Source organism: Paraburkholderia sp. ZP32-5 (assembly GCF_021390495.1).
GTDB lineage: Bacteria > Pseudomonadota > Gammaproteobacteria > Burkholderiales > Burkholderiaceae > Paraburkholderia.
In genome coordinates, this window is record NZ_JAJEJP010000002.1 from 2,920,026 (window position 1) to 2,940,710 (window position 20,685).

Here is a 20,685-nt window from a genome sequence, read left to right on the forward strand (position 1 = left end):
CGGCATCGTGTGTCGCTCACGCTTTCACTGCACTTCGGTCGGCGGTTGCACCTTTGGCCGAGCGCGGCTTCGACGCGTGACGGGAGGAGATGCGGCGGCGCTCACGCGCTCGCGCGCTATCGCGCAATAGCTTTCGTTGATTTCATAGCCGACGAATTCACGCTGATGACGAACGCAAGCGACCGCGGTGGTGCCGCTGCCCATGAACGGGTCGAGCACGCGGCCGCCCTTCGGACAACTGGAAAGCACCATTCGCTCGACGATTTCCACGGGCTTCTGGGTCGGGTGCGCGACGCGTTCGGCGTGTTGCCGATGCAGCCGCGAGATCGACCAGACATCCTTCGGATTGTAGCCAAGCTCCAACCACTTGCTTCCTTCGAACAACTTACGCGAACGCGCCTTCTTCGTGACTGCATCGTACGGGATGCGGACGGGATCGAGATCGAAGAAATAGTCCTTCGACACCGCGAAAAAACCGATGTTGTCGTGCACCGACGTAAAGCGGCGCGTCGTGCCGCCCATGCTCGGCACGCGCCGGTCCCAGATGATTTCGTTGATCATCGTGAGTTTTGTCTTCAGAAAGCTGAAGATTTCCGGCGCGTATTGCCAGGTGCAGAAGATGTACAGCGAACCCGACGGCTTGAGCTTCGGAATTGCCAACTCCAGCCAGGATCGCGTCCAGTCGAGAAATTCCTCGCCGGTGCGCATATCGGAATCGTTGCCATAGTCCTTGCCGAGCCCGTAGGGCGGATCGCAAACGATCAGGTCGATCGAGCCGTCGGGGATATTGACTACATCGGTCAGAAAATCGCGGTTCAACAGCTGTATGCCGGCCGGCACCTGCGCCAGTAGTGGCGTGGGTGCCGCGTCCGCCGGTACTTTGGCGGCCGGATTCGCGGTGTCGACCGCGGCTTCACTCGCCGGCTGCGGCTCGTCGAACTCGTCACGCATCGTCGCGACTCAGAACTGGATGCCCGATCGCTCGGCGACCGTGTGCATGTCCTTGTCGCCGCGGCCCGACAGGTTGACCAGCAGGATTTTGTCCTTCGGCAAAGTCGGCGCGAGCTTCGTCGCGTACGCGAGCGCGTGGCTCGACTCGAGCGCGGGGATGATGCCCTCGATGCGACAGCAATCGTGAAATGCCTTCAGCGCTTCTTCGTCGGTGATGCCGACGTATTGCGCGCGATTGCTGTCTTTTAGCCACGCATGCTCAGGGCCGACGCCCGGGTAGTCGAGGCCGGCCGAGACCGAATGCGTCTCGATGATCTGACCGTCTTCGTCCTGCAACAGATAGGTACGGTTGCCGTGCAGCACGCCGGGGCTGCCGCCGATCAGCGATGCCGCGTGGCGGCCGGTTTCGATGCCGTCGCCGGCTGCCTCAACGCCGATCAACTGCACCGAAGCGTCATCGATGTACGGGTAAAAGATGCCCATCGCGTTCGAACCGCCGCCGACGCATGCGATCACCGCATCCGGCTGGCGGCCGGCCTGCTCGGGCATCTGCACGCGGCATTCGTCGCCGATCACACGTTGGAAATCGCGCACCATCATCGGATACGGATGCGGACCCGCAACGGTGCCGATGATGTAGAACGTGTTTTCGACGTTCGTGACCCAGTCGCGCATCGCTTCGTTCAGCGCATCCTTCAGCGTGCGCGATCCCGATTCGACCGGCACGACGGTCGCGCCGAGCAGCTTCATCCGGTACACATTGGCAGCCTGACGGCGTACGTCCTCGGAGCCCATGTAGACCACGCACTCCATGCCGAAGCGCGCAGCGATCGTTGCGGTGGCCACGCCATGCTGACCGGCGCCGGTTTCCGCGATCACGCGGGGCTTACCCATGCGTTTTGCGAGCAGCGCCTGGCCGATTACGTTGTTGATTTTGTGCGCGCCAGTGTGGTTGAGGTCTTCGCGCTTCAGATAAACCTGCGCGCCGCCGAGCAATTCGCTCCAACGTTGCGCGTGATAAATCGGGGAAGGACGACCCACGAAGTACTTCAGTTCGCGCTCGTATTCGGCGACGAATTCCGGGTCTTTCTGAAATTTCTCGTAGGCTTCGCGCAGTTCGTTGAGCGCGGAAAACAGCGTTTCGGCGACGAACACGCCGCCAAATTGGCCGAAGTGGCCTCTTTCGTCAGGCAAGTTATACATGGTGATCACTCTTCTCAGTAGGGTTCGGGGCTTTCATTGCGAAAGCGCCGCGAGCCTGAATCATTCAGCGTCCGCCGCGCGCACCGCGCGTACGAATGCCGCCATCCGGGCGTGATCTTTCACGCCCCTGGCGCCCGTTACTTCGATGCCGCTCGAGACATCGACCGCGTACGGGCGCACGCGATGGATCGCATCACTGACGTTTTGCGCGTTCAACCCACCACTCAAAACGGCCCGATGCGCGAGCTCTGCTGGAATAAGTGACCAATCGAAAACCTTCCCACCGCCGCCATAGCCGTCGACATGCGTGTCGAACAGGAGACCACTGGCGGCTGAATAATTGAAAGCGGATTTTACCAAATCGGCCGGTTGAGTATCCGCTGCAATCCGCAACGCCCGCAACCAAGGCAAACCCGCAATGCTGGCAAGGGCTTCGCACTGCTCGGGCGTCTCATCGCCATGAAACTGCAGCAGCGTCAGATTGACGTTGCTCGCGACTTCGCGAATCCAGTCCGGCGTCGCATTGACGAACAGACCGACGACCGATACGAACGGCGGCACGTCGTGCACGAGCTCGACCGCCTGCGCGACGCTCACCGAGCGCGGGCTCGGCGGATAGAACACGAGGCCGATCGCGTCGGCGCCGAGATCGATCGCATGAGAAATGTCTTCGGGTTTGGACAGCCCGCACAACTTGATGCGAGTGCGATGCGGCACGCGCTGCCCGACATCGGCGCCGGCCTCGCTGGTGGGGTTCTCGACGGCTTTCATGTTTCCGTTTGGTCGGTCCATACGCTGCTCCACGGCACGCTGCCTGTTACCGGCGCGGGCACGGCGAATTGTTCAGGATAGCCCACCTGCGCGAGGTACAGACCATCCGGCATGAAGGTCGGTGCGGCACAGTCGCGGCTGCGGCTCGCGAGCACGTCGGCCATCCATGCGGCCGGCCGGCGCCCGCTGCCGATTTCGATCAGACAGCCCATCAGGTTACGCACCATGTGATGCAGGAATGCATTCGCGCGAAAGCGGAAATGCACGAAGTTGCCCTGCTTTTTCACGTCGATCTGATACAGATGCTTGAACGGCGTCTTCGACTGACATTGCGACGAGCGAAACGCCGAAAAGTCGTGTTCGCCGATCAGATGCACAGCGGCCGCGCGCATTGCATCGATGTCGAGCGGCGTATGCACCCAGCCGGCGCGCGTCGTCAGCATCGGCGAACGCACGGGACTCACGTACAGCACGTAGTAATAGGTCCGCTCGAATGCTGAAAAACGCGCGTGAAAGTCTCCTGGCATCGGCTTGGCCCACTGCACGCCGACCGTCTTCGGCAGAAATGCATTGGGGCCGCGCACCCACGAAATGTCGACACGGTCGAGCTCGGTATCGAAATGCACGACCTGGCCGAGCCCGTGCACGCCGCGGTCGGTACGGCCGGCGACGGTCGTATGCACGGGCGTCTGCGTGAATTCGCGCAGCGCCCGCTCGAGTTCGTCCTGCACGGTGTTGCCATGCGGTTGCGACTGCCAGCCGGCGAACGCCGCGCCGTCGTACTGAACCCCTAGCGCAATACGCTTCACGACAGCGGCGCGAGGGTCGAAAGCAACGCGCGCGCTTCGTTGCGCGTGGCCGGATCGTTCGCTTCGATCACTTCGTTGATCAACGCGCGCGCGCCGGCGAGGTCGCCCAGCTCGATGTACTCGGAGGCCAGTTCGAGCTTGTTGCGCGCGATGCGGCCGAGGTCGGCCGGCGTGAATGCCGGCAGAGGCTGGGCCGGGCTCGGCGGCAACTCGAGGTCGAAGTCGAGCTTCAGTGCGCCGAAGCCGGCCGCGCCGAGACCCGCGACGGCCCCGTGACCCGCTGTACCTGCCGCGATTTCATCGGCGATATGCGGCGCGTCGCTGTCCGGCTCGGGAGCAGGGAAAGCCTGCTGAGCGGTCGTTTCCGGCGATGCGACCGGTTGCACCGACAGCGAGCCCGAGGTGACCGCGCTGCTCGCCGGCATTTCGATGCGCGGCGGCAGCGGCATGTCGAGACTGTTGAACGCGTCGACGGCATCGCGCGGGAAGTCGGCGGGCGGCTGTATTACCGGCTCGTTCAGCAACGTCGCATGCGGTTCGAGCTCGGGTTGCGCGAAATCGGTCTCGGGTAGCGGCGAGTTGAATGGCGTCGGCGGTTCTTCGGCCGCTGGTGTTTCGGGTGCGGTCGGGCTGGTTTCTGTCGGGCTCGCGTCTGCCGTTGTGCTCGTGCTCGCTGTGGGCTCGTCGTCCCATTGCAGGCGATGCGCGTGCTCGTCCGCGGCCTCGGTCGGTTCGAGCGCTCCCAGTGGCAATGCCTCGGCGCCAAGTTCCGCCGCGGCGGCGAGGTTTGCCGCGGTGGCTGCGCTGCCGAGGTTTTCGTGATGCGGGGCTGCGGGGGAATCGGCCTCGGTGTCGCTTCCGGGGGTGGAAGCGGCAAGATGGTCCGCGCTCGAGTGTGTCGATGCGGTCGGCTCGGGTGTGGCGTGGTGCTCGGGGGTTTGTGGTTCTGGGGTGGGGTGGTCCGCCGCTGCGCGTTCGGTAGCCGTGCGCTCGGTAGCGGCTTGTTCGGCAGCTGCTTGCTGTGCCGCTGCGCTTTCCGCTGCTGCGCGTTCAGCGGCCGCTTGCTCTGCTGCTGCTTGCTCGGCGGCGGCTTGTTCCGCTGCTGCCTGCGCAGCCGCCGCACGCTCTGCTGCCGCGCGCTCCGCCTCGGCCTGCTCCGCTGCTGCTTGTTCGGCTGCCGCCTGCTCGGCCGCTGCGCGCTCTGCTGCCGCGCGCTCTGCCTCGGCCCGCTCGGCTGCAGCCCGCTCGGCCGCCACGCGCTCTGCCTCAGCCTGCTCCGCCGACGCATGCTCAGCCGCCGCCGCAATGGCAGCCTGCCGCGCAACTTCGTCATCCCGTGCGGTATCCGATTGCGCCGATTGAGCCAATTCGGCGTTCGTCGCCGAAGAATCGTCCGCATCGGCGGCCTTCTGGCGCTTGCGTCGACCGATGCGCAAAGCCGCCAGCAACACGACCAGTGCCGCGCCAACGGCAGCGGCAATGCTCAGATCCCGTTGCGACATGCCGCCAGCATCCGACGGCGCCGCCGCCACACTCGCGTGGCCCGGCGCCGCAGCCACCGCTGCGGACGACGTCCCCGCAGCAGGTTGCGCAACGCTCGCCGGCGCAGTGCCTGAAGCCGCCGGCGCACCGCCGATGCCATGTTTCTGCAACTCCATCAGCACGCGGTTTTTCAGCGCCAACAATTGCTGCAGGCTCGATACCTGCGGATGAGACGCCGGCTGCGCGCTCGCCGTCGCGGGCGCAGTAGCGGCAGATGCACTCGCCGCCGGTTGGACCGATCCGGTCCATTCCTGCGTACCGCTCGCCGGCTGTGCCGCGGACCCGGCTGCCGGCGCGGACGAAGCCGTGCTCCCCGCTGCCGCTTCGGTCGACGTCGCCGCACTCGCTCCGGCCGGCGCACTGGCCGCGCCGGAAACTTCAGCTGTGGCCGGCGTGGTTGCGCGAGCCGCCGCCCCCGCCTCGCTCGCTGCAGCGCTGTTGGCCTGAGCAGCATTGCTCGCGGTACTGGTCGCCGCTGCCTCCGGCGCGGAAGCCGGCGCCGCCGCCGATGCGGGCGCCGCAGACGCAGCCGCACCAGACTCACCCGGCGCACTCGCAGCGCCAGCCGACGAAGCCGCGGAAGCCGCCAACGCACCCGACGCATCGAGTGCCGGCACAGTCAGTATCGCGCCCACCCGCAGCCGGCTGGGATCGTGATTCATGAACGCGGACGAATTCGTATCGAACAGCGCGCGCGTCGCGCGAGCAAGTACCGCTTTGTCGTGCGATTGCGTGATGGCGATCGCCACGTCGTTCAGCGATTGCCCGGCCCGCACCGTGTACTGGCTGCCCGCTACCGGGGCTGAACCGGCATCCGGCGCACTCGCGGCACTGGTCGGCGCAGCCGTCGCGCTGCTCACACTGCCAGCCAGCGCAAAAGCCAAAGCGGCGCCTGCGGCCAAGGCTACCGCGCGGCGTTTGAATCGATCGTTGTCGGGAAGGATGGACATAGCCCGAAGAGAGGAGCGTCGAAGGTTCATCGGAACTCCTGGCGCGTCAGTGCGCGGCCTATTTTGCGAATGGAAAGAGACAAGATAATCGGAGCACACAATGAAAAAAGCGCCGCGCAAGCGCGACGCTTCTTGAGTTGTCTTACGCGTCGAGCGCGTAGTTTACTTTACTTGTCGAGCACAATGCGAAGCATGCGACGCAGCGGTTCAGCAGCACCCCACAGCAACTGATCTCCAACCGTGAATGCCGACAGATATTCGCCGCCCATCGCGAGCTTGCGCACGCGGCCGACCGGCACCGTCAGCGTGCCCGTGACAACCGCCGGGGACAGATCGCGCATCGATGCTTCGCGTTCGTTCGGCACGACCTTCACCCAGTCGTTGCCCGACGCGAGGATGCTGTTCACTTCGTCGAGCGGCACGTCCTTGTTCAGCTTGATCGTCAGCGCCTGCGAATGGCAACGCATCGCGCCGATCCGAACGCACAGACCGTCGACCGGAATGGAACCCGGCGTGCCCATCGCCGGCTTGCCGAGAATCTTGTTGGTTTCCGCGCCGCCCTTCCATTCTTCCTTCGACATGCCGTTGCCGAGATCCTTGTCGATCCACGGAATCAGCGAGCCCGCGAGCGGCACGCCGAAGTGGTCGGTCGGCATGCTGTCGCTGTTCATCGCTTCGAGCACGCGACGGTCGATGTCGAGAATCGCCGAAGCCGGATCGGCCAGTTCGCTTTTCACCGCGCCATGCAGCGTGCCCATCTGCGACAGCAGTTCACGCATGTTCTGCGCGCCAGCGCCCGATGCGGCCTGGTAGGTCATCGCCGTCATCCAGTCGACGAGGTTTTCGCGGAACAGGCCGCCGAGCGCCATCAGCATCAGGCTGACCGTGCAGTTGCCGCCGATGAAATTCTTCTGACCTTTGACCAGCGCGTTCTTGATCACGTCGAGGTTGACCGGATCGAGGATGATGACCGCGTCGTCCTTCATACGCAGCGACGATGCCGCGTCGATCCAGTAGCCGTTCCAGCCTGCCGCGCGCAGCTTCGGAAACACTTCGTTGGTGTAGTCACCGCCCTGGCACGAGATGATCGCGTCGCACTTCTTCAGGTCGTCGATGCTTGTCGCATCCTTGAGCTTGGTCTCGTTTTTGGCGAACGACGGCGCGTTGCCGCCCGTGTTGCTGGTGCTGAAAAACACCGGTTCGATCAAGTCGAAATCGCCTTCCTGCTGCATGCGTTGCATCAGGACGCTGCCGACCATACCGCGCCAACCTACGAGACCTACGTTCATGACTTCAAACCCTTCGAATGGATACTTCCCCGCATCTTTGCCCGCAGTGACCGCGCGGGGAAGATGGGCGGGCACGACGGACGATCAGCGCTTCGTGATCGTTTTCGGGGTAATCGTTTTAATGCGCGCTGTAATCAGCGTTTGGATGGTGATGGCGAACTCGATTGCGCCGGCAATTGTGCCGTGCTGCTTGGAAATCGAGGAGATTTGGGAGATCTGAGCCATCGCAACAATATACACGAAAACCGCATGCCGACTACCGCGATTGCCGCAGCCAGCCCCATATTCAGCGAACTACACGCGAATTAGCCCGCTTCCGGACTAATTCGCGTTTTAAAACCTTTAAAAGCCGCTTTTAGGAAATAGCTCGACGGCAAATTAACCGCCTTAAGCCTACGACTTGCTTACCATCGGAACGCGCGATTTCCGCGCGTTCCGGGTCAGCTTTTACAACGCGGCGACGACGGCATCGCCCATCGCGGCGGTGCCGACCTGCTTGCAACCCGGCGTGAGAATGTCGCCGGTGCGATAACCCTGTTCGAGCACCTTCTTCACCGCGGTTTCGATGCGGTCCGCCTGCTCCGCCTTGTTCAGCGAATAGCGCAGCATCATCGCGGCGGAGAGGATCGTGGCGAGCGGATTGGCCACGCCCTTGCCGGCGATATCCGGTGCGGAACCATGCGACGGCTCGTACAGGCCCTTGTTGTTTTTATCGAGCGATGCCGACGGCAGCATGCCGATCGAGCCCGTCAGCATGGCGGCCTCGTCGGACAGGATGTCGCCGAACATGTTGCCGGTCACGATCACGTCGAACGACTTCGGCGCCTTGACGAGCTGCATTGCCGCGTTGTCGACGTACATATGCGACAGCTCGACGTCCGGATATTCCTTCGCCACGTCGATCATCACGTCCTTCCAGAACTGCGACGTTTCGAGCACATTGGCCTTGTCGACCGAGGTCAGCTTCTTGTCACGCTTTTGCGCTGCCTGGAACGCGACGTGCGCAATACGGCGCACTTCGGGCTCCGAATAACGCATCGTGTCGAAGCCTTCCTTCGCGCCGGCAAACAGACCGTCCGGCGACGTACGCACGCCACGCGGCGCGCCGAAATAGATGTCGCCGTTCAGTTCGCGCACGATCAGGATGTCGAGACCCGACACGATCTCTTCCTTCAGCGACGATGCAGCCGTCAGTTGCGGATAGCAGATTGCCGGACGGAAGTTCGCGAACAGTTCGAGATGCTTGCGCAGACCGAGAATCGCCTGCTCCGGACGCAGCGCGCGTTCGAGCTTGTCGTATTTCCAGTCGCCGACCGCGCCGAACAGAATTGCGTCGGCTTCTTTCGCGAGCGCAAGCGTCGAATCGGGCAGCGGATGGCCCTTTGCTTCGTAGCCCGCGCCGCCCACCGGCGCTTCTTCGAGTTCGAATTTCTCGCCGAGCACGTTGAGAACCTTGACGGCTTCCTTGACGATTTCGGGACCGATGCCGTCGCCCGGCAACACTGCGATCTTCATGCGAATTCCTTGATGGTTTTTTCTGAGACTTTTCAGGCGGTGAGCCGGTGCGCGCGCAGGCGCGCACCTCGAGCCGTCACCCGTTTAACCGACGAGGCGATGATTGAGCCACGGCTGCTTCGCGAGACGCTCCGCTTCGTACTGGCGGATCTTGTCCGCGTGACGCAGCGTGAGGCCGATATCGTCGAACCCGTTCAGCAGGCAGTACTTGCGGAACGCCGCGACTTCGAACGGATATTCGGTGCCGCCATCGGCGGTGCGCACGACTTGCGCTTCGAGGTCGATGGTCAGCTGGAAACCGTTGAATGCGTAGGTTTCGTTGAACAGATGATCGACCTGCTGTTCGGTCAGCACGATCGGCAGCAGACCGTTCTTGAAGCAGTTGTTGTAGAAGATATCGGCGAAGCTCGGCGCGATCAGCGCGCGAAAGCCGTATTGCTGCAACGCCCACGGCGCGTGCTCACGCGAGCTGCCGCAACCGAAGTTCTTGCGCGCGAGCAGTACCGATGCGCCCTGATAACGCGGCTGATTCAGCACGAAATCCGGGTTCAGCGGACGCTTCGAGTTGTCCTGACCCGGCTCGCCGTGGTCGAGGTAACGCCATTCGTCGAATGCATTCGGACCGAAACCCGTGCGCTTGATCGACTTCAGGAACTGCTTCGGAATGATCGCGTCCGTGTCGACGTTCTCGCGATCGAGCGGCGCCACGACGCCGGTGTGTACGATGAATTTATCCATGACGCTTACGCCTGTTCAAGAATGCGATTTAGCCGAGCCGGCGAATGTCGACGAAGTGCCCTTCGATCGCCGCCGCCGCGGCCATCGCGGGGCTCACCAGATGAGTGCGGCCACCGGCGCCCTGACGACCTTCGAAATTACGATTCGACGTCGACGCGCAACGCTCGCCCGGCTCGAGCCGGTCGGCGTTCATCGCGAGACACATCGAGCAGCCCGGCTCGCGCCATTCGAAGCCGGCATCGGTAAAGACCTTGTCGAGGCCTTCGCGCTCCGCCTGCGCCTTCACGAGACCCGAACCCGGCACGACCATCGCCAGACGGATGTTCGACGCCACACGACGGCCCAGCTTTTTCACCACGTAAGCCGCGGCGCGAATGTCTTCGATACGCGCGTTGGTGCACGACCCGATGAAGATCTTGTCCGGCTTGATCGACTCGATCGGCGCGTTCGGTTCCAGCGCCATGTACTTGAGCGCGCGTTCCATCGCGTCGCGCTTGACCGGGTCTTTCTCGCGCTCGGGATCCGGCACGCGGCCGTCCACCGGCATGACCATTTCCGGCGACGTGCCCCACGTGACCTGCGGCACGATTTCGGCGGCGTTCAGTTCGACCACGCGATCGAAATGCGCGCCTTCGTCCGACTTGAACTGCTTCCAGTACTCGACCGCGTGATCCCACTCGACGCCCTGCGGCGAGAACGGACGGCCCTTCAGGTATTCGACCGTGGTGTCGTCGACGGCGACCATGCCGGCGCGCGCGCCCGCTTCGATCGCCATGTTGCAGACCGTCATGCGGCCTTCCATCGACAGCGCGCGAATGGTCGAGCCGCCGAATTCGATCGCGTAGCCGGTGCCGCCCGCGGTGCCGATCTTGCCGATGATCGCGAGCACGATGTCCTTCGCGGTACAACCGCGCGGCAGTTGGCCCTCGACCTTCACGAGCATGTTCTTGCTCTTCTTTTGCAGCAGCGTTTGCGTGGCCAGCACATGCTCGACTTCCGACGTGCCGATGCCGTGCGCGAGCGCGCCGAACGCGCCGTGCGTGGACGTGTGCGAATCGCCGCAGACGATCGTCATGCCCGGCAGCGTCGCGCCCTGCTCCGGCCCGATGATGTGAACGATGCCCTGACGCAGATCGTTCATCTTGAACTGGGTGATGCCGTAGGCGTCGCAGTTCGTGTCGAGCGTGTCGACCTGCAGCTTTGAGACCGGATCGGCGATGCCGTGGCTGCGATCGGTGGTCGGCACGTTGTGGTCGGACACGGCCAGGTTCGCGCTGATGCGCCACACCGGACGCTCCGCCAGCTTCAGGCCTTCGAATGCCTGCGGGCTGGTCACTTCATGCAGCAGATGACGGTCGATATAGAGAATCGTGGTGCCGTCGTCTTCGGTGTGGACCACGTGGGTGTTCCACAATTTGTCGTAGAGAGTCTGTGCCATGGTATGCGGGGTAGTTGTGACTGCGGGCTGACTGTGTCGATCGATTATGCCACGCAGCACCGCGCCGTGGGCTCCTCAACCGCGCAAAAAACCGATAAAAAACAGGGAGTTGGGTGGTAGTGGCGATACCTGTATGGGTGTTACCCGGCAAGCGCGGCGGAAAACGCGAGGCTTCGATCAGGCTTCGATCACGATATGTTGATGCCGATACACACACCAGGCCCCAGTACTTTGCGGCAAGCGCAAAACTGACAAAAAAGCCGGACATTCTTTAACGACGTGACGCAAACTGCCGATGTATAGTGCGCCGAACACATCCAACCCGACCACTCGCTCGCGCCTCATGGACGACAACCGACGCCCAATCAAATCGCGCTCCAACAAGGCAATCGTCGCGCTGTCCAGCTTTCTCGCCGGCACGCGCATCACACCCAACCAGATCTCCTGCGCGAGCGCGGTCTTTGCGATCGTCGGTGCGTTGGCGCTGCTTCGAATCGACAGCACAGTCGCCATGCTGGTCGCCATCGCGTGTATCCAGCTACGGCTGCTGTGCAACGTGATCGACGGACTCGTCGCCGTTGAAGGCGGCAAGAAGTCCATCGCCGGGCCGCTTTTCAACGAGTTCCCGGATCGCATCGCGGACAGCGTGTTGCTGGTCGGCGCGGGCTATGCGGCCGCTGTGCCGTCGCTCGGCTGGGCGGCCGCGCTGTTCGCCGCGCTGACGGCCTATGTGCGCGTATTCGGCGGCTCGGTGGGGCTACCGCAACGCTTCATCGGGCCGATGGCCAAACAGCATCGGATGGCCGTTCTGACGCTCGCCTGCGCCGCGACGGTCGTCGAAATAGCGCTGCATTGGAATCATGTGTGTCTGATCGTGGGCCTCGCGATCATCGCCGCGGGCAGCGCACTGACCTGCGTGACACGCACGCGCGCACTCGTGCGCGATCTGCACGGCACGCCGCAACGAGCGGAGGAATCCGGCCATGCGTAACGTGATGCAACGCTGGCTGCTTGGCGTCGTGCGCCTCGTGGTCGGTGCACGCGGCCGCTTCGCGAACACGCCGCCATCCGCGCAGCAAACCATCTATTTCGCCAATCATTCGAGTCACGTCGATACGCTTGCCATTCTGGCCGCGCTGCCACCGGACTTGCGCACGAGCGTGCGCCCCGCTGCAGCGCGCGACTACTGGGATGCCACGCCGATGCGCCGCTTCATCGCCAATCGCGTGTTGGGCGTGGTCTATGTGACGCGTCAAAGCGCCGAAGGCGAAGACCCGCTGAAGCTCGTACGCGAGGCGCTCGCGGCCGGCTGGTCGATCATCATTTTCCCCGAAGGCACGCGCAGCCAGACCGGCGAAATCGGTCCGTTCAAGAGCGGCCTTTACTGGCTGTCACGCGAGTTCCCGGATGTGCGGCTCGTACCCGTGCATCTGTCGGATCTCGTGCGCGCGATGCCGAAAGGCAAGCTGCTGCCTGTACCGATCAACTGCCAGGTCTCGTTCGGCGACCCGGTGCCCGGCGCGGCGACTCTCAGCAAAGACGAATTCCTTGACGTGGCGCGCAATGCCGTCATCCAGCTTCAACATTCGGTACGGGGATAGCGATGCCACATGTTTTCTGGATCACGATCGTCGACATTCTCGTGCTGCTGTCGCTGTTCACGGTGGCTGGGATCGTGCTACGCGCAAAACTGGATGCCGGCAACGCGACGATCATCAACATGAATCAACGCATCTGGGCATGGTGGGTGATGATCGCGATCGTCACCGTCGCGCTTTGGCTCGGACCGTATGCGACGCTGTTTCTGTTTTTTATCTGTTCGTTTTTTGCGCTGCGCGAATTCATCACGCTGACGCCGACCAAGCCCGCCGACTACTGGGCACTCGTGCTCGCCTATTACGTCGCGCTGCCGGTGCAGTATCTGCTGGTCGCGTTTCACTGGTACGGCCTGTTCACGATCTTCATGCCGGTGTACGTGTTCTTCGTGCTGTCGGCGGCCAGCGCATTCGCTCAGGACACCACCGATTTCCTCGAACGCAACGCGAAGATCCAGTGGGCGCTGATGGTGTGTGTCTACTCGCTGAGTTACGCGCCGGCTCTGCTGTTGCTGCCGTTGCCTCACTACTTCGATAACAACGGGCCGTTGCTGCTGTTCTTCCTGCTGGTCGTGCAATCGAGCGACGTCTTCCAGTATGTCTGCGGCAAGCTGTGGGGCAAGCACAAGCTGTCGCCGCTCGTGAGCCCGTCGAAAACATGGGAAGGCCTGATCGGCGGCGGTCTGCTCGCGATTTGCCTCGGTACGCTGCTGCATGGGCTCACGCCGTTCAATCTGTGGCAGGCCGCGCTGATGTCGGCGGTCACGGTGATCGGCGGCTTTATTGGCGGTCTCGTGCTTTCCGCCGTCAAACGGTCGATGGGCGCAAAGGACTGGGGGGTCATGATCGCCGGTCACGGCGGCATGCTCGATCGGGTCGATTCGATCTGCTTTGCCGCGCCGATCTTTTTTCATCTGACGCGGTACTTTCTCGTACCAACGAGCTGAAATTGCACCATCGGGCATGGACCAACCCGCAACAACAAAACATGCACACCATTCTCGTGATCGGCGGATACGGCTTTTTTGGCGAACGCATCTGCGAGGCGCTCGCGCGGCTCGAAGGTGTCCGTCTTCTGATCGGCGGCCGCGACATTGCGCGGGCCAGGATTGTCACCACGCGGCTCGGTCTTGAGCCCTCGCACGGCATCGCCATCGACGCCCGCGCAACGGAGCTCGCGCAGCGCTTTCGCGACCTCGGCGTCGACTCCGTGATCCACACGGCCGGGCCCTTTCAACGGCAGGACTATGCGGTGGCTCGCGCATCGATTGCCGCCGGCGCGAATTACATCGACCTGGCCGACGGCCGCGATTTTGTCGCCGGCATCGAGCAACTGAACGCCGAGGCCAGCGAACGCGGTGTATTCGTGACAAGCGGTGCGAGTTCGCTGCCGGCGCTGTCGTCGGCCGTCGTCGATCGCTATCTAAGCCGGTTCTCGCGTCTCGATTCGATCCGTCATGGCATCGGCTCCGGCGCAAGGTCTCCGGGGCTCGCGACGATGCAGGGCGTATTCGGGTATTGCGGAAAGCCGTTTCGCCGGCTGGTGGACGGGCATTGGCAAACTGCTCGCGGCTGGCTCGATTTGCGGCGTTATCCATTCCCCGAGCCTGTCGGCAATCGCCTTCTCGGCAGTTGCGATGTCCCCGATCTGGATCTGTTCCCGCGCCGTTATCCCGATGTGCGTACCGTCACGTTTCACGCCGGCTTCGCCAGCGCGCCCGGACACCTGGTCGTGTGGATGGCGTCGCAACTGGTGCGTGTCGGCCTGATTTCCAGCATCCTGCCGCTCGCAGCACCTCTACATGCGATAAGTCGCTGGCTCGAACCCTTCGTCAGCGACAAAGGGGGAATGTTCGTGTCGCTGGAAGGAGTCGGCCTCGACGGCAAGCCACAAAAACTCGATTGGCATCTCGTCGCGGCAAGAAACCACGGTCCGTACATTCCATGCGGCGCGGCCATCGCGCTCGCGCGAAAACTGGTGCGCGGAGATAGCTTGCCTCGCGGCGCGATGCCCTGCGTCGGTCTGCTCACCGTTGAAGACTACCTCGCCACGTTGCAGGAGTTCGACATTCACGAAGTGCCTGCATGAATACCTATCTCGTCCTCAAATGCATTCACATCCTGAGTTCGACCATTCTGTTCGGTACCGGAATCGGCATCGCATTTTTCAAGTGGATCACTGACCGCAGCGGGGACGTCAGAGCGATCCGCGTCGTAACAGAACGCACTGTGCTGGCTGACTGGGTTTTCACGACCCCTGCCGTCATCCTGCAACCGCTGACTGGTCTCGGCCTCGCTTATCCCGCCGGCTACGCGGTGTTCAGCGGATGGATCTTCTACGCAATTTGCCTGTATCTGCTCGCGGGATGCTGCTGGCTTCCGGTCGTGTGGCTGCAGATACGAATGCGCGATATGGCGCGGATCGCCGATGCAGGAAGTACCGCGCTCCCACCACAGTACTGGCGATACGCGCGCGCCTGGTTCTGGCTGGGCGTGCCGGCCTTCAGCGCTCTCGTCGGCGTGTATTGGTTGATGGTGTCCAAGCCCACGCTATGAATTCGGCTCGCGGCATACGCGTGCGGCAGAGCAAAGCAAAACGCCCCAACGGTAACCCGTTGGGGCGTTTTTTTCAGTCGGATATCGCAGTGGTTCGCGGCAAGCTACAGCAACGAACCACGCGAATCGAACTTGCGCGGATGAACCCGATTAACGCTGTGCAATCGGCTTCGCTTCACGCAGCGTCTCGCCGATGAACAACTGGCGCGGACGGCCAATCTTCTGCTCGGGATCAGCGATCATTTCGTTCCATTGCGCGATCCAGCCGACCGTACGTGCCATCGCGAAGATACACGTGAACATCGACGTCGGGATGCCCAGTGCACGCTGCACGATACCCGAGTAGAAGTCGACGTTCGGGTACAGCTTACGCGACACGAAGTATTCGTCTTCGAGTGCGATCTTTTCGAGTGCCATTGCGAGCTTGAACAGCGGGTCGTCGTGCAGACCCAGTTCTTCGAGCACTTCGTGGCAGGTCTCGCGCATCAGCTTCGCACGCGGATCGTAGTTCTTGTACACGCGGTGACCGAAGCCCATCAGCTTCACGCCCGAGTTCTTGTCCTTGACCTGCTTGATGAACTCAGGAATGTTGTCGACCGAGCCGATTTCTTCCAGCATGTTCAGCGCGGCTTCGTTCGCACCACCGTGCGCCGGGCCCCACAGACATGCGATACCGGCCGCGATACACGCGAACGGATTCGCACCCGACGAACCGGCCAGACGCACGGTCGACGTCGATGCGTTCTGCTCGTGGTCGGCGTGCAGGATCAGGATGCGGTCGAGCGCGCGCACCAGCACGTCGTTGACCTCATACTCTTCGCACGGATTCGAGAACATCATGCGCATGAAGTTCGCGCTATACGACAGGTCGTTCTTCGGATACACGAACGGCTGGCCGATGCTGTACTTGTACGCCATTGCGACCAGCGTCGGCAGCTTCGCGATCATGCGGATCGCCGACACTTCGCGGTGACGCGGATTGGTGATGTCGAGCGAGTCGTGATAGAACGCGGACAGCGCGCCGACCGCGGCGACCAGAATCGCCATCGGGTGCGCATCGCGGCGGAAACCGCGGAAGAAGAACTGCATCTGCTCGTGCACCATCGTGTGCTTCGTGACGGTGTTCACGAACTCTTCCTTCTGCGCGGCATTCGGCAGTTCGCCGTTCAGCAGCAGATAGCAGGTTTCGAGGAAGTCGGCGTTCTGCGCGAGGTTGTCGATCGGGAAGCCGCGATACAGCAGCTCGCCCTTGTCGCCGTCGATGTAGGTGATCGCCGAATTGCACGACGCCGTCGACATGAAGCCCGGATCGTACGTGAACTTGCCGGTCTGGCCGTACAGTTTGCGAATGTCGATTACGTCCGGGCCAATCGTGCCCTTGTAAATCGGCATTTCGACGCTCGGCGAATTGTCGCTGAACGATAGCGTGGCTTTAACATCTGACGGGGTCATAGCACATCCTCAATCGAAGTATGGATACAGGGTTTCGATAATTGCACGCCTGCAACAACGGACTGGCGGCGCTCAAGCGTGGCGCAGCAACTCCAGGACCCGAATCACGTCCGGGTCGGCAAGATCGCCCTCTGGTTCCGTGCGCACGAGCAGCAGGTCCATCAGGTCGTTATCGCTCAGCTCGAGCAGACGTGTGAGAGCGCCCACGTCGGCATCGCTGAGGTCATGCTCATATCGGCTGAAAAAACGCTCGAAAATCAGATCGTTTTCCAGCAGGCCCCGCCGGGAGCGCCAACGAAGACGCGCGCGGCGGAGGGGGTCGGACTGATGCGATGTTTCGTTCATGTCAGTAGCGTCCGGCCACTCCCAGCGATTGGCCGCCCTCTCGGGAAACAGCCAACGCCGGGAGCACCGGGCTATTCATCCTAGACAGTGCGGCGAACCATCAATTCCTTGATCTTGCCGATAGCCTTGGTCGGGTTCAGGCCCTTCGGGCAAACGTCGACGCAATTCATGATCGTGTGGCAACGGAACAGACGGTACGGATCTTCCAGGTTATCGAGACGCTCACCGGTCGCCTGATCGCGGCTGTCGGCGATGAAGCGATAGGCTTGCAGCAGACCGGCCGGGCCGACGAACTTGTCCGGATTCCACCAGAAGCTCGGGCACGACGTCGAGCAGCTCGCGCACAGAATACATTCGTACAGGCCGTCGAGCTCGTCGCGCTCTTCCGGCGACTGCAGACGCTCTTTTTCCGGCGGCGGCGTGTCGTTGATCAGGTACGGCTTGATCGAGTGGTACTGGTTGAAGAACTGCGTGAAGTCGCAGATCAGGTCACGCACGACGGGCAGGCCCGGCAGCGGACGCAGCACGATCTTCTGCGGCAGGTCGTTCAGGTTCGTCAGGCACGCAAGACCGTTCTTGCCGTTGATGTTCATTGCGTCCGAACCGCACACGCCTTCGCGGCACGAGCGGCGGAACGACAAGGTTTCGTCCACTGCCTTGAGCTTGACGAGCGCGTCGAGCAGCATGCGCTCGTGCGAGTCGATATCGATCTCGTACGTCTGCATGCGCGGTGCCGCGTCCTTATCCGGGTCGTAGCGGTAAATTTCAAATGTACGCTTGGCCATTTCTGAATTCCTTTGACTTGTGCCTTAGAAGGTACGCGCTTTCGGCGGCACCGATTCGACGGTCAGCGGTTGCATGTGAACCGGCTTGTAGTCGAGGCGATCGCTTTCGCTGAACCACAGCGTATGGCGCAGCCAGTTTTCGTCGTCGCGATGTTCGAAGTCGTTGTGCGCGTGCGCGCCACGGCTTTCCTTGCGCGCTTCGGCGGAGACCATCGTGGCGCGCGCCACTTCGATCAGGTTCGCCACTTCGAGCGCTTCGACACGGGCCGTGTTGAAGACCTTCGACTTGTCCTTCAGATGGATGTTGTCGACGCGCGCAGCCACTTCGCGGATCGCTTCGACGCCTTCCGACAGCAGGGCCGACGTACGGAACACGCCAGCGTGCTTCTGCATCGTGCCGCGGATGTCGTTCGCGACCGATTGCGCGTACTCGCCCGACGACGAGTTGTCCAGCTTCGCCAGACGCGACAGCGCGAAGTCGGCGGCATCGGCCGGCAGCGGCTTGTGTTCTTTCAGTTCCTTCACGTGCTTGACGATGTGGTTGCCGGCTGCGCGGCCGAACACCACGAGGTCGAGCAGCGAGTTCGTGCCGAGACGGTTCGCGCCGTGCACCGACACGCACGAGCATTCGCCCACTGCGTAGAAACCGTTGACCACTTCTTCGTGGCCGCTCGGCGTACCGACGACCTGACCGTGGATATTGGTCGGGATACCGCCCATCTGGTAGTGAATGGTCGGGATAACCGGGATCGGCTCTTTAATGCAGTCGACGTTCGCGAACTTCAGCGCGATTTCGCGGATCGACGGCAGACGCTTCATGATCGTCTCGGCGCCGATGTGCGACAGGTCGAGCAGCACGTGATCCTTGTTCGGACCCACGCCGCGGCCTTCCTTGATTTCCTGGTCCATCGAACGCGAAACGAAGTCGCGCGGCGCCAGATCCTTCAGCGTCGGCGCGTAGCGCTCCATGAAACGCTCGCCGTTCGAGTTGCGCAGAATGCCGCCTTCGCCGCGCACGCCTTCGGTAATCAGCACGCCCGCGCCGGCCACGCCGGTCGGGTGGAATTGCCAGAATTCCATGTCCTGCAGCGCGACACCCGAGCGTGCCGCCATGCCGAGGCCGTCACCGGTGTTGATGAACGCGTTGGTGGATGCCGCGAAGATCCGGCCCGCGCCGCCCGTGGCGAACAGCGTGGTCTTGCCTTCGAGGATGTAGACGTCGCCGGTTTCCATTTCCAGCGCGGTCACGCCGAGCACGTCGCCGTCGGCGTCGCGGATCAGGTCCAGCGCCATCCATTCGACGAAGAACTGCGTCTTGGCCGCGACGTTCTGCTGATACAGCGTGTGCAGCAGCGCGTGACCGGTACGGTCAGCCGCCGCGCAGGCGCGTTGCACCGGCTTTTCGCCGTAGTTGGCGGTGTGGCCGCCGAACGGGCGCTGATAGATCGTGCCGTCCGCGTTACGGTCGAACGGCATGCCGAAGTGTTCGAGTTCGTAGACGGCGTTCGGTGCTTCACGGCACATGAACTCGATCGCGTCCTGGTCGCCGAGCCAGTCGGAGCCCTTGATCGTGTCGTAGAAGTGATAGTGCCAGTTGTCTTCGCTCATGTTGCCGAGCGAAGCGCCGATGCCGCCCTGGGCAGCCACCGTGTGCGAACGCGTCGGGAACACTTTGGACAGCACGCAGACCGACAGACCGGCGCGCGCGAGTTGCAGCGACGCGCGCATCCCCGAGCCGCCCGCGCCGACGATGACCACGTCGAAGCGGCGACGCGGCAGAGAATTCTTGATTGCAACCATTCTTTTATACTCTCCACAGAATCTGCGCGGCGTAGCCCGCACATGCGAGCAGCCAGACGATCGTCAGCGCCTGAAGGGCGAGGCGGGTGCCAACGGGCTTCACGTAGTCCATCCAGATGTCGCGAATACCGACCCACGCGTGATAGAACAGCGACAGAAGCGTGACGAACGTCGCGAGCTTCATCCACTGGGTTGCGAAGATCGCTGCCCAGCCGTCGTACGAGAAGTTGCGCCCGGCAAAGAACCACACGAGCAGGATCACCGTGTAGATCGCCATGATGCAGGCGGTGATGCGTTGCGCGAGCCAGTCGCGCAGACCGTAGTGCGCGCCGACGACGAGACGCTTCGAACCGATTCGGTTATTGGCTGACATTTTTTAGAATGCTCCGAACAGTTTTGCCGCGAATGCGATGGTGAGCAGCGACGACACGACGAACACGACGACGGAGGTCGACTTGCCCTTCTCCTTCGACACCGCATCGTGGTTGGTATCCATCACAAGGTGACGGACGCCGGCGCAGAAGTGGAACAGGAAAGCCCACGCCAGAACGAGCGTGATCAGCTTGACGATGATGTTGGAGAGGAAGGCCTTGAAAACTTCGAAGCTAAGTTCGGAAGTCAGGCTTTGATCGAAGAGGTACAGCAGGAACGGAAGGAAAACAAACAACAAGGCACCGCTAGCGCGATGCAAAATCGACACGCGCCCCGCTAGCGGGAGACGGTACGCCGTCAATATTTGCCCAATACCGATGTTCCGGAATTCCGGCCTCGGTTTTTTTACGGCTTCTGCCATGCTAGACCCCTACTATGTAGTCACACTAATCCGCAATTTTAGCGCCTTTTTATATCGCGCTGCAGCGAAAACCACTGCTGGTCCATTGCGGCACGAGCAATAAAGCACCATCTACCTGACGGGCACGCGTGTGGGACGCCGCGCCTCGTTTCA

At 62.4% G+C, this 20,685-nt stretch carries 22 protein-coding genes; 5 read left to right on the forward strand and 17 right to left on the reverse strand.

Annotation, left to right across the window (positions count from 1 at the left end; translation table 11 throughout):
• Positions 1-24: 24 nt before the first annotated feature.
• From L0U82_RS31795 to L0U82_RS31845, 11 genes are all read right to left on the reverse strand, one after another.
• On the reverse strand, positions 25-951 hold the full coding sequence (locus tag L0U82_RS31795) for a DNA-methyltransferase (protein WP_233837206.1): 927 nt from the start codon (positions 949-951) through the stop codon (positions 25-27).
• A 9-nt stretch (positions 952-960) separates the two neighbouring features.
• Positions 961-2,154, reverse strand: coding sequence for a tryptophan synthase subunit beta (gene trpB, locus L0U82_RS31800; RefSeq protein WP_233837208.1), 1,194 nt, complete (start codon positions 2,152-2,154; stop codon positions 961-963).
• A 60-nt stretch (positions 2,155-2,214) separates the two neighbouring features.
• A complete protein-coding gene (locus L0U82_RS31805) occupies positions 2,215-2,925 on the reverse strand; it encodes a phosphoribosylanthranilate isomerase (RefSeq protein ID WP_233837578.1) in 711 nt (236 codons plus the stop codon).
• On the reverse strand, positions 2,922-3,734 hold the full coding sequence (gene truA, locus L0U82_RS31810) for a tRNA pseudouridine(38-40) synthase TruA (protein ID WP_233837209.1): 813 nt from the start codon (positions 3,732-3,734) through the stop codon (positions 2,922-2,924). The genes L0U82_RS31805 and truA overlap by 4 nt, the downstream gene beginning before the upstream one ends.
• Positions 3,731-6,256, reverse strand: coding sequence for a FimV/HubP family polar landmark protein (locus L0U82_RS31815; protein WP_233837210.1), 2,526 nt, complete (start codon positions 6,254-6,256; stop codon positions 3,731-3,733). Before L0U82_RS31815 ends, truA begins: the two co-directional genes overlap by 4 nt.
• 137 nt (positions 6,257-6,393) lie before the next feature.
• A complete protein-coding gene (gene asd, locus L0U82_RS31820; RefSeq protein WP_233837211.1) occupies positions 6,394-7,515 on the reverse strand; it encodes an aspartate-semialdehyde dehydrogenase in 1,122 nt (373 codons plus the stop codon).
• An 84-nt stretch (positions 7,516-7,599) separates the two neighbouring features.
• On the reverse strand, positions 7,600-7,755 hold the full coding sequence (locus tag L0U82_RS31825; protein WP_233837212.1) for a hypothetical protein: 156 nt from the start codon (positions 7,753-7,755) through the stop codon (positions 7,600-7,602).
• Positions 7,756-7,962: 207 nt separating this feature from the next.
• Positions 7,963-9,030 (reverse strand): 3-isopropylmalate dehydrogenase, encoded by a 1,068-nt coding sequence (gene leuB / locus L0U82_RS31830; protein ID WP_233837213.1) that lies wholly within the window; start codon positions 9,028-9,030, stop codon positions 7,963-7,965.
• A gap of 84 nt (positions 9,031-9,114) precedes the next feature.
• On the reverse strand, positions 9,115-9,768 hold the full coding sequence (gene leuD, locus L0U82_RS31835) for a 3-isopropylmalate dehydratase small subunit (protein ID WP_233837214.1): 654 nt from the start codon (positions 9,766-9,768) through the stop codon (positions 9,115-9,117).
• 28 nt (positions 9,769-9,796) lie between these two features.
• Entirely contained in the window at positions 9,797-11,206 is a 1,410-nt protein-coding gene (gene leuC, locus L0U82_RS31840) for a 3-isopropylmalate dehydratase large subunit (RefSeq protein WP_233837215.1), read from the reverse strand.
• A gap of 177 nt (positions 11,207-11,383) precedes the next feature.
• On the reverse strand, positions 11,384-11,719 hold the full coding sequence (locus L0U82_RS31845) for a hypothetical protein (protein WP_233837216.1): 336 nt from the start codon (positions 11,717-11,719) through the stop codon (positions 11,384-11,386).
• Here L0U82_RS31845 and L0U82_RS31850 point away from each other — a divergent pair.
• Genes L0U82_RS31850 through L0U82_RS31870 form a run of 5 tightly spaced genes read left to right on the forward strand, consistent with a single transcriptional unit; the run spans position 11,718 to position 15,357 of the window.
• A complete protein-coding gene (locus L0U82_RS31850; protein ID WP_233837217.1) occupies positions 11,718-12,197 on the forward strand; it encodes a CDP-alcohol phosphatidyltransferase family protein in 480 nt (159 codons plus the stop codon). The two genes, L0U82_RS31845 and L0U82_RS31850, sit on opposite strands and share 2 nt — an antisense overlap.
• A complete protein-coding gene (locus L0U82_RS31855; RefSeq protein ID WP_233837218.1) occupies positions 12,190-12,807 on the forward strand; it encodes a lysophospholipid acyltransferase family protein in 618 nt (205 codons plus the stop codon). The genes L0U82_RS31850 and L0U82_RS31855 overlap by 8 nt, the downstream gene beginning before the upstream one ends.
• Positions 12,808-12,809: 2 nt before the next feature.
• A complete protein-coding gene (locus L0U82_RS31860; RefSeq protein ID WP_233837219.1) occupies positions 12,810-13,748 on the forward strand; it encodes a phosphatidate cytidylyltransferase in 939 nt (312 codons plus the stop codon).
• 41 nt (positions 13,749-13,789) lie between these two features.
• A complete protein-coding gene (locus L0U82_RS31865) occupies positions 13,790-14,890 on the forward strand; it encodes a saccharopine dehydrogenase family protein (protein ID WP_233837220.1) in 1,101 nt (366 codons plus the stop codon).
• Positions 14,887-15,357, forward strand: a complete 471-nt coding sequence (locus L0U82_RS31870) for a DUF2269 family protein (RefSeq protein WP_233837222.1) — start codon at positions 14,887-14,889, stop codon at positions 15,355-15,357. Before L0U82_RS31865 ends, L0U82_RS31870 begins: the two co-directional genes overlap by 4 nt.
• A gap of 150 nt (positions 15,358-15,507) precedes the next feature.
• Here the strand turns inward: L0U82_RS31870 and gltA are convergent, their stop codons facing one another.
• From gltA to sdhC, 6 genes are all read right to left on the reverse strand, one after another.
• Positions 15,508-16,809 (reverse strand): citrate synthase, encoded by a 1,302-nt coding sequence (gltA, locus tag L0U82_RS31875; protein WP_233837224.1) that lies wholly within the window; start codon positions 16,807-16,809, stop codon positions 15,508-15,510.
• A 72-nt stretch (positions 16,810-16,881) separates the two neighbouring features.
• The gene (locus L0U82_RS31880; protein WP_233837226.1) at positions 16,882-17,154 is read right to left on the reverse strand and encodes an FAD assembly factor SdhE; all 273 of its coding nucleotides are present in this window, start codon (positions 17,152-17,154) and stop codon (positions 16,882-16,884) included.
• An 80-nt stretch (positions 17,155-17,234) separates the two neighbouring features.
• Positions 17,235-17,939, reverse strand: a complete 705-nt coding sequence (locus tag L0U82_RS31885; RefSeq protein WP_233837228.1) for a succinate dehydrogenase iron-sulfur subunit — start codon at positions 17,937-17,939, stop codon at positions 17,235-17,237.
• Positions 17,940-17,963: 24 nt separating this feature from the next.
• Positions 17,964-19,739, reverse strand: coding sequence for a succinate dehydrogenase flavoprotein subunit (sdhA, locus tag L0U82_RS31890; protein ID WP_233837230.1), 1,776 nt, complete (start codon positions 19,737-19,739; stop codon positions 17,964-17,966).
• A 4-nt stretch (positions 19,740-19,743) separates the two neighbouring features.
• Positions 19,744-20,112 (reverse strand): succinate dehydrogenase, hydrophobic membrane anchor protein, encoded by a 369-nt coding sequence (gene sdhD / locus L0U82_RS31895; RefSeq protein ID WP_233837231.1) that lies wholly within the window; start codon positions 20,110-20,112, stop codon positions 19,744-19,746.
• A gap of 3 nt (positions 20,113-20,115) precedes the next feature.
• Complete coding sequence (sdhC, locus tag L0U82_RS31900) at positions 20,116-20,532, reverse strand: succinate dehydrogenase, cytochrome b556 subunit (protein WP_233837232.1); 417 nt, start codon at positions 20,530-20,532, stop codon at positions 20,116-20,118.
• Positions 20,533-20,685: the final 153 nt, after the last annotated feature.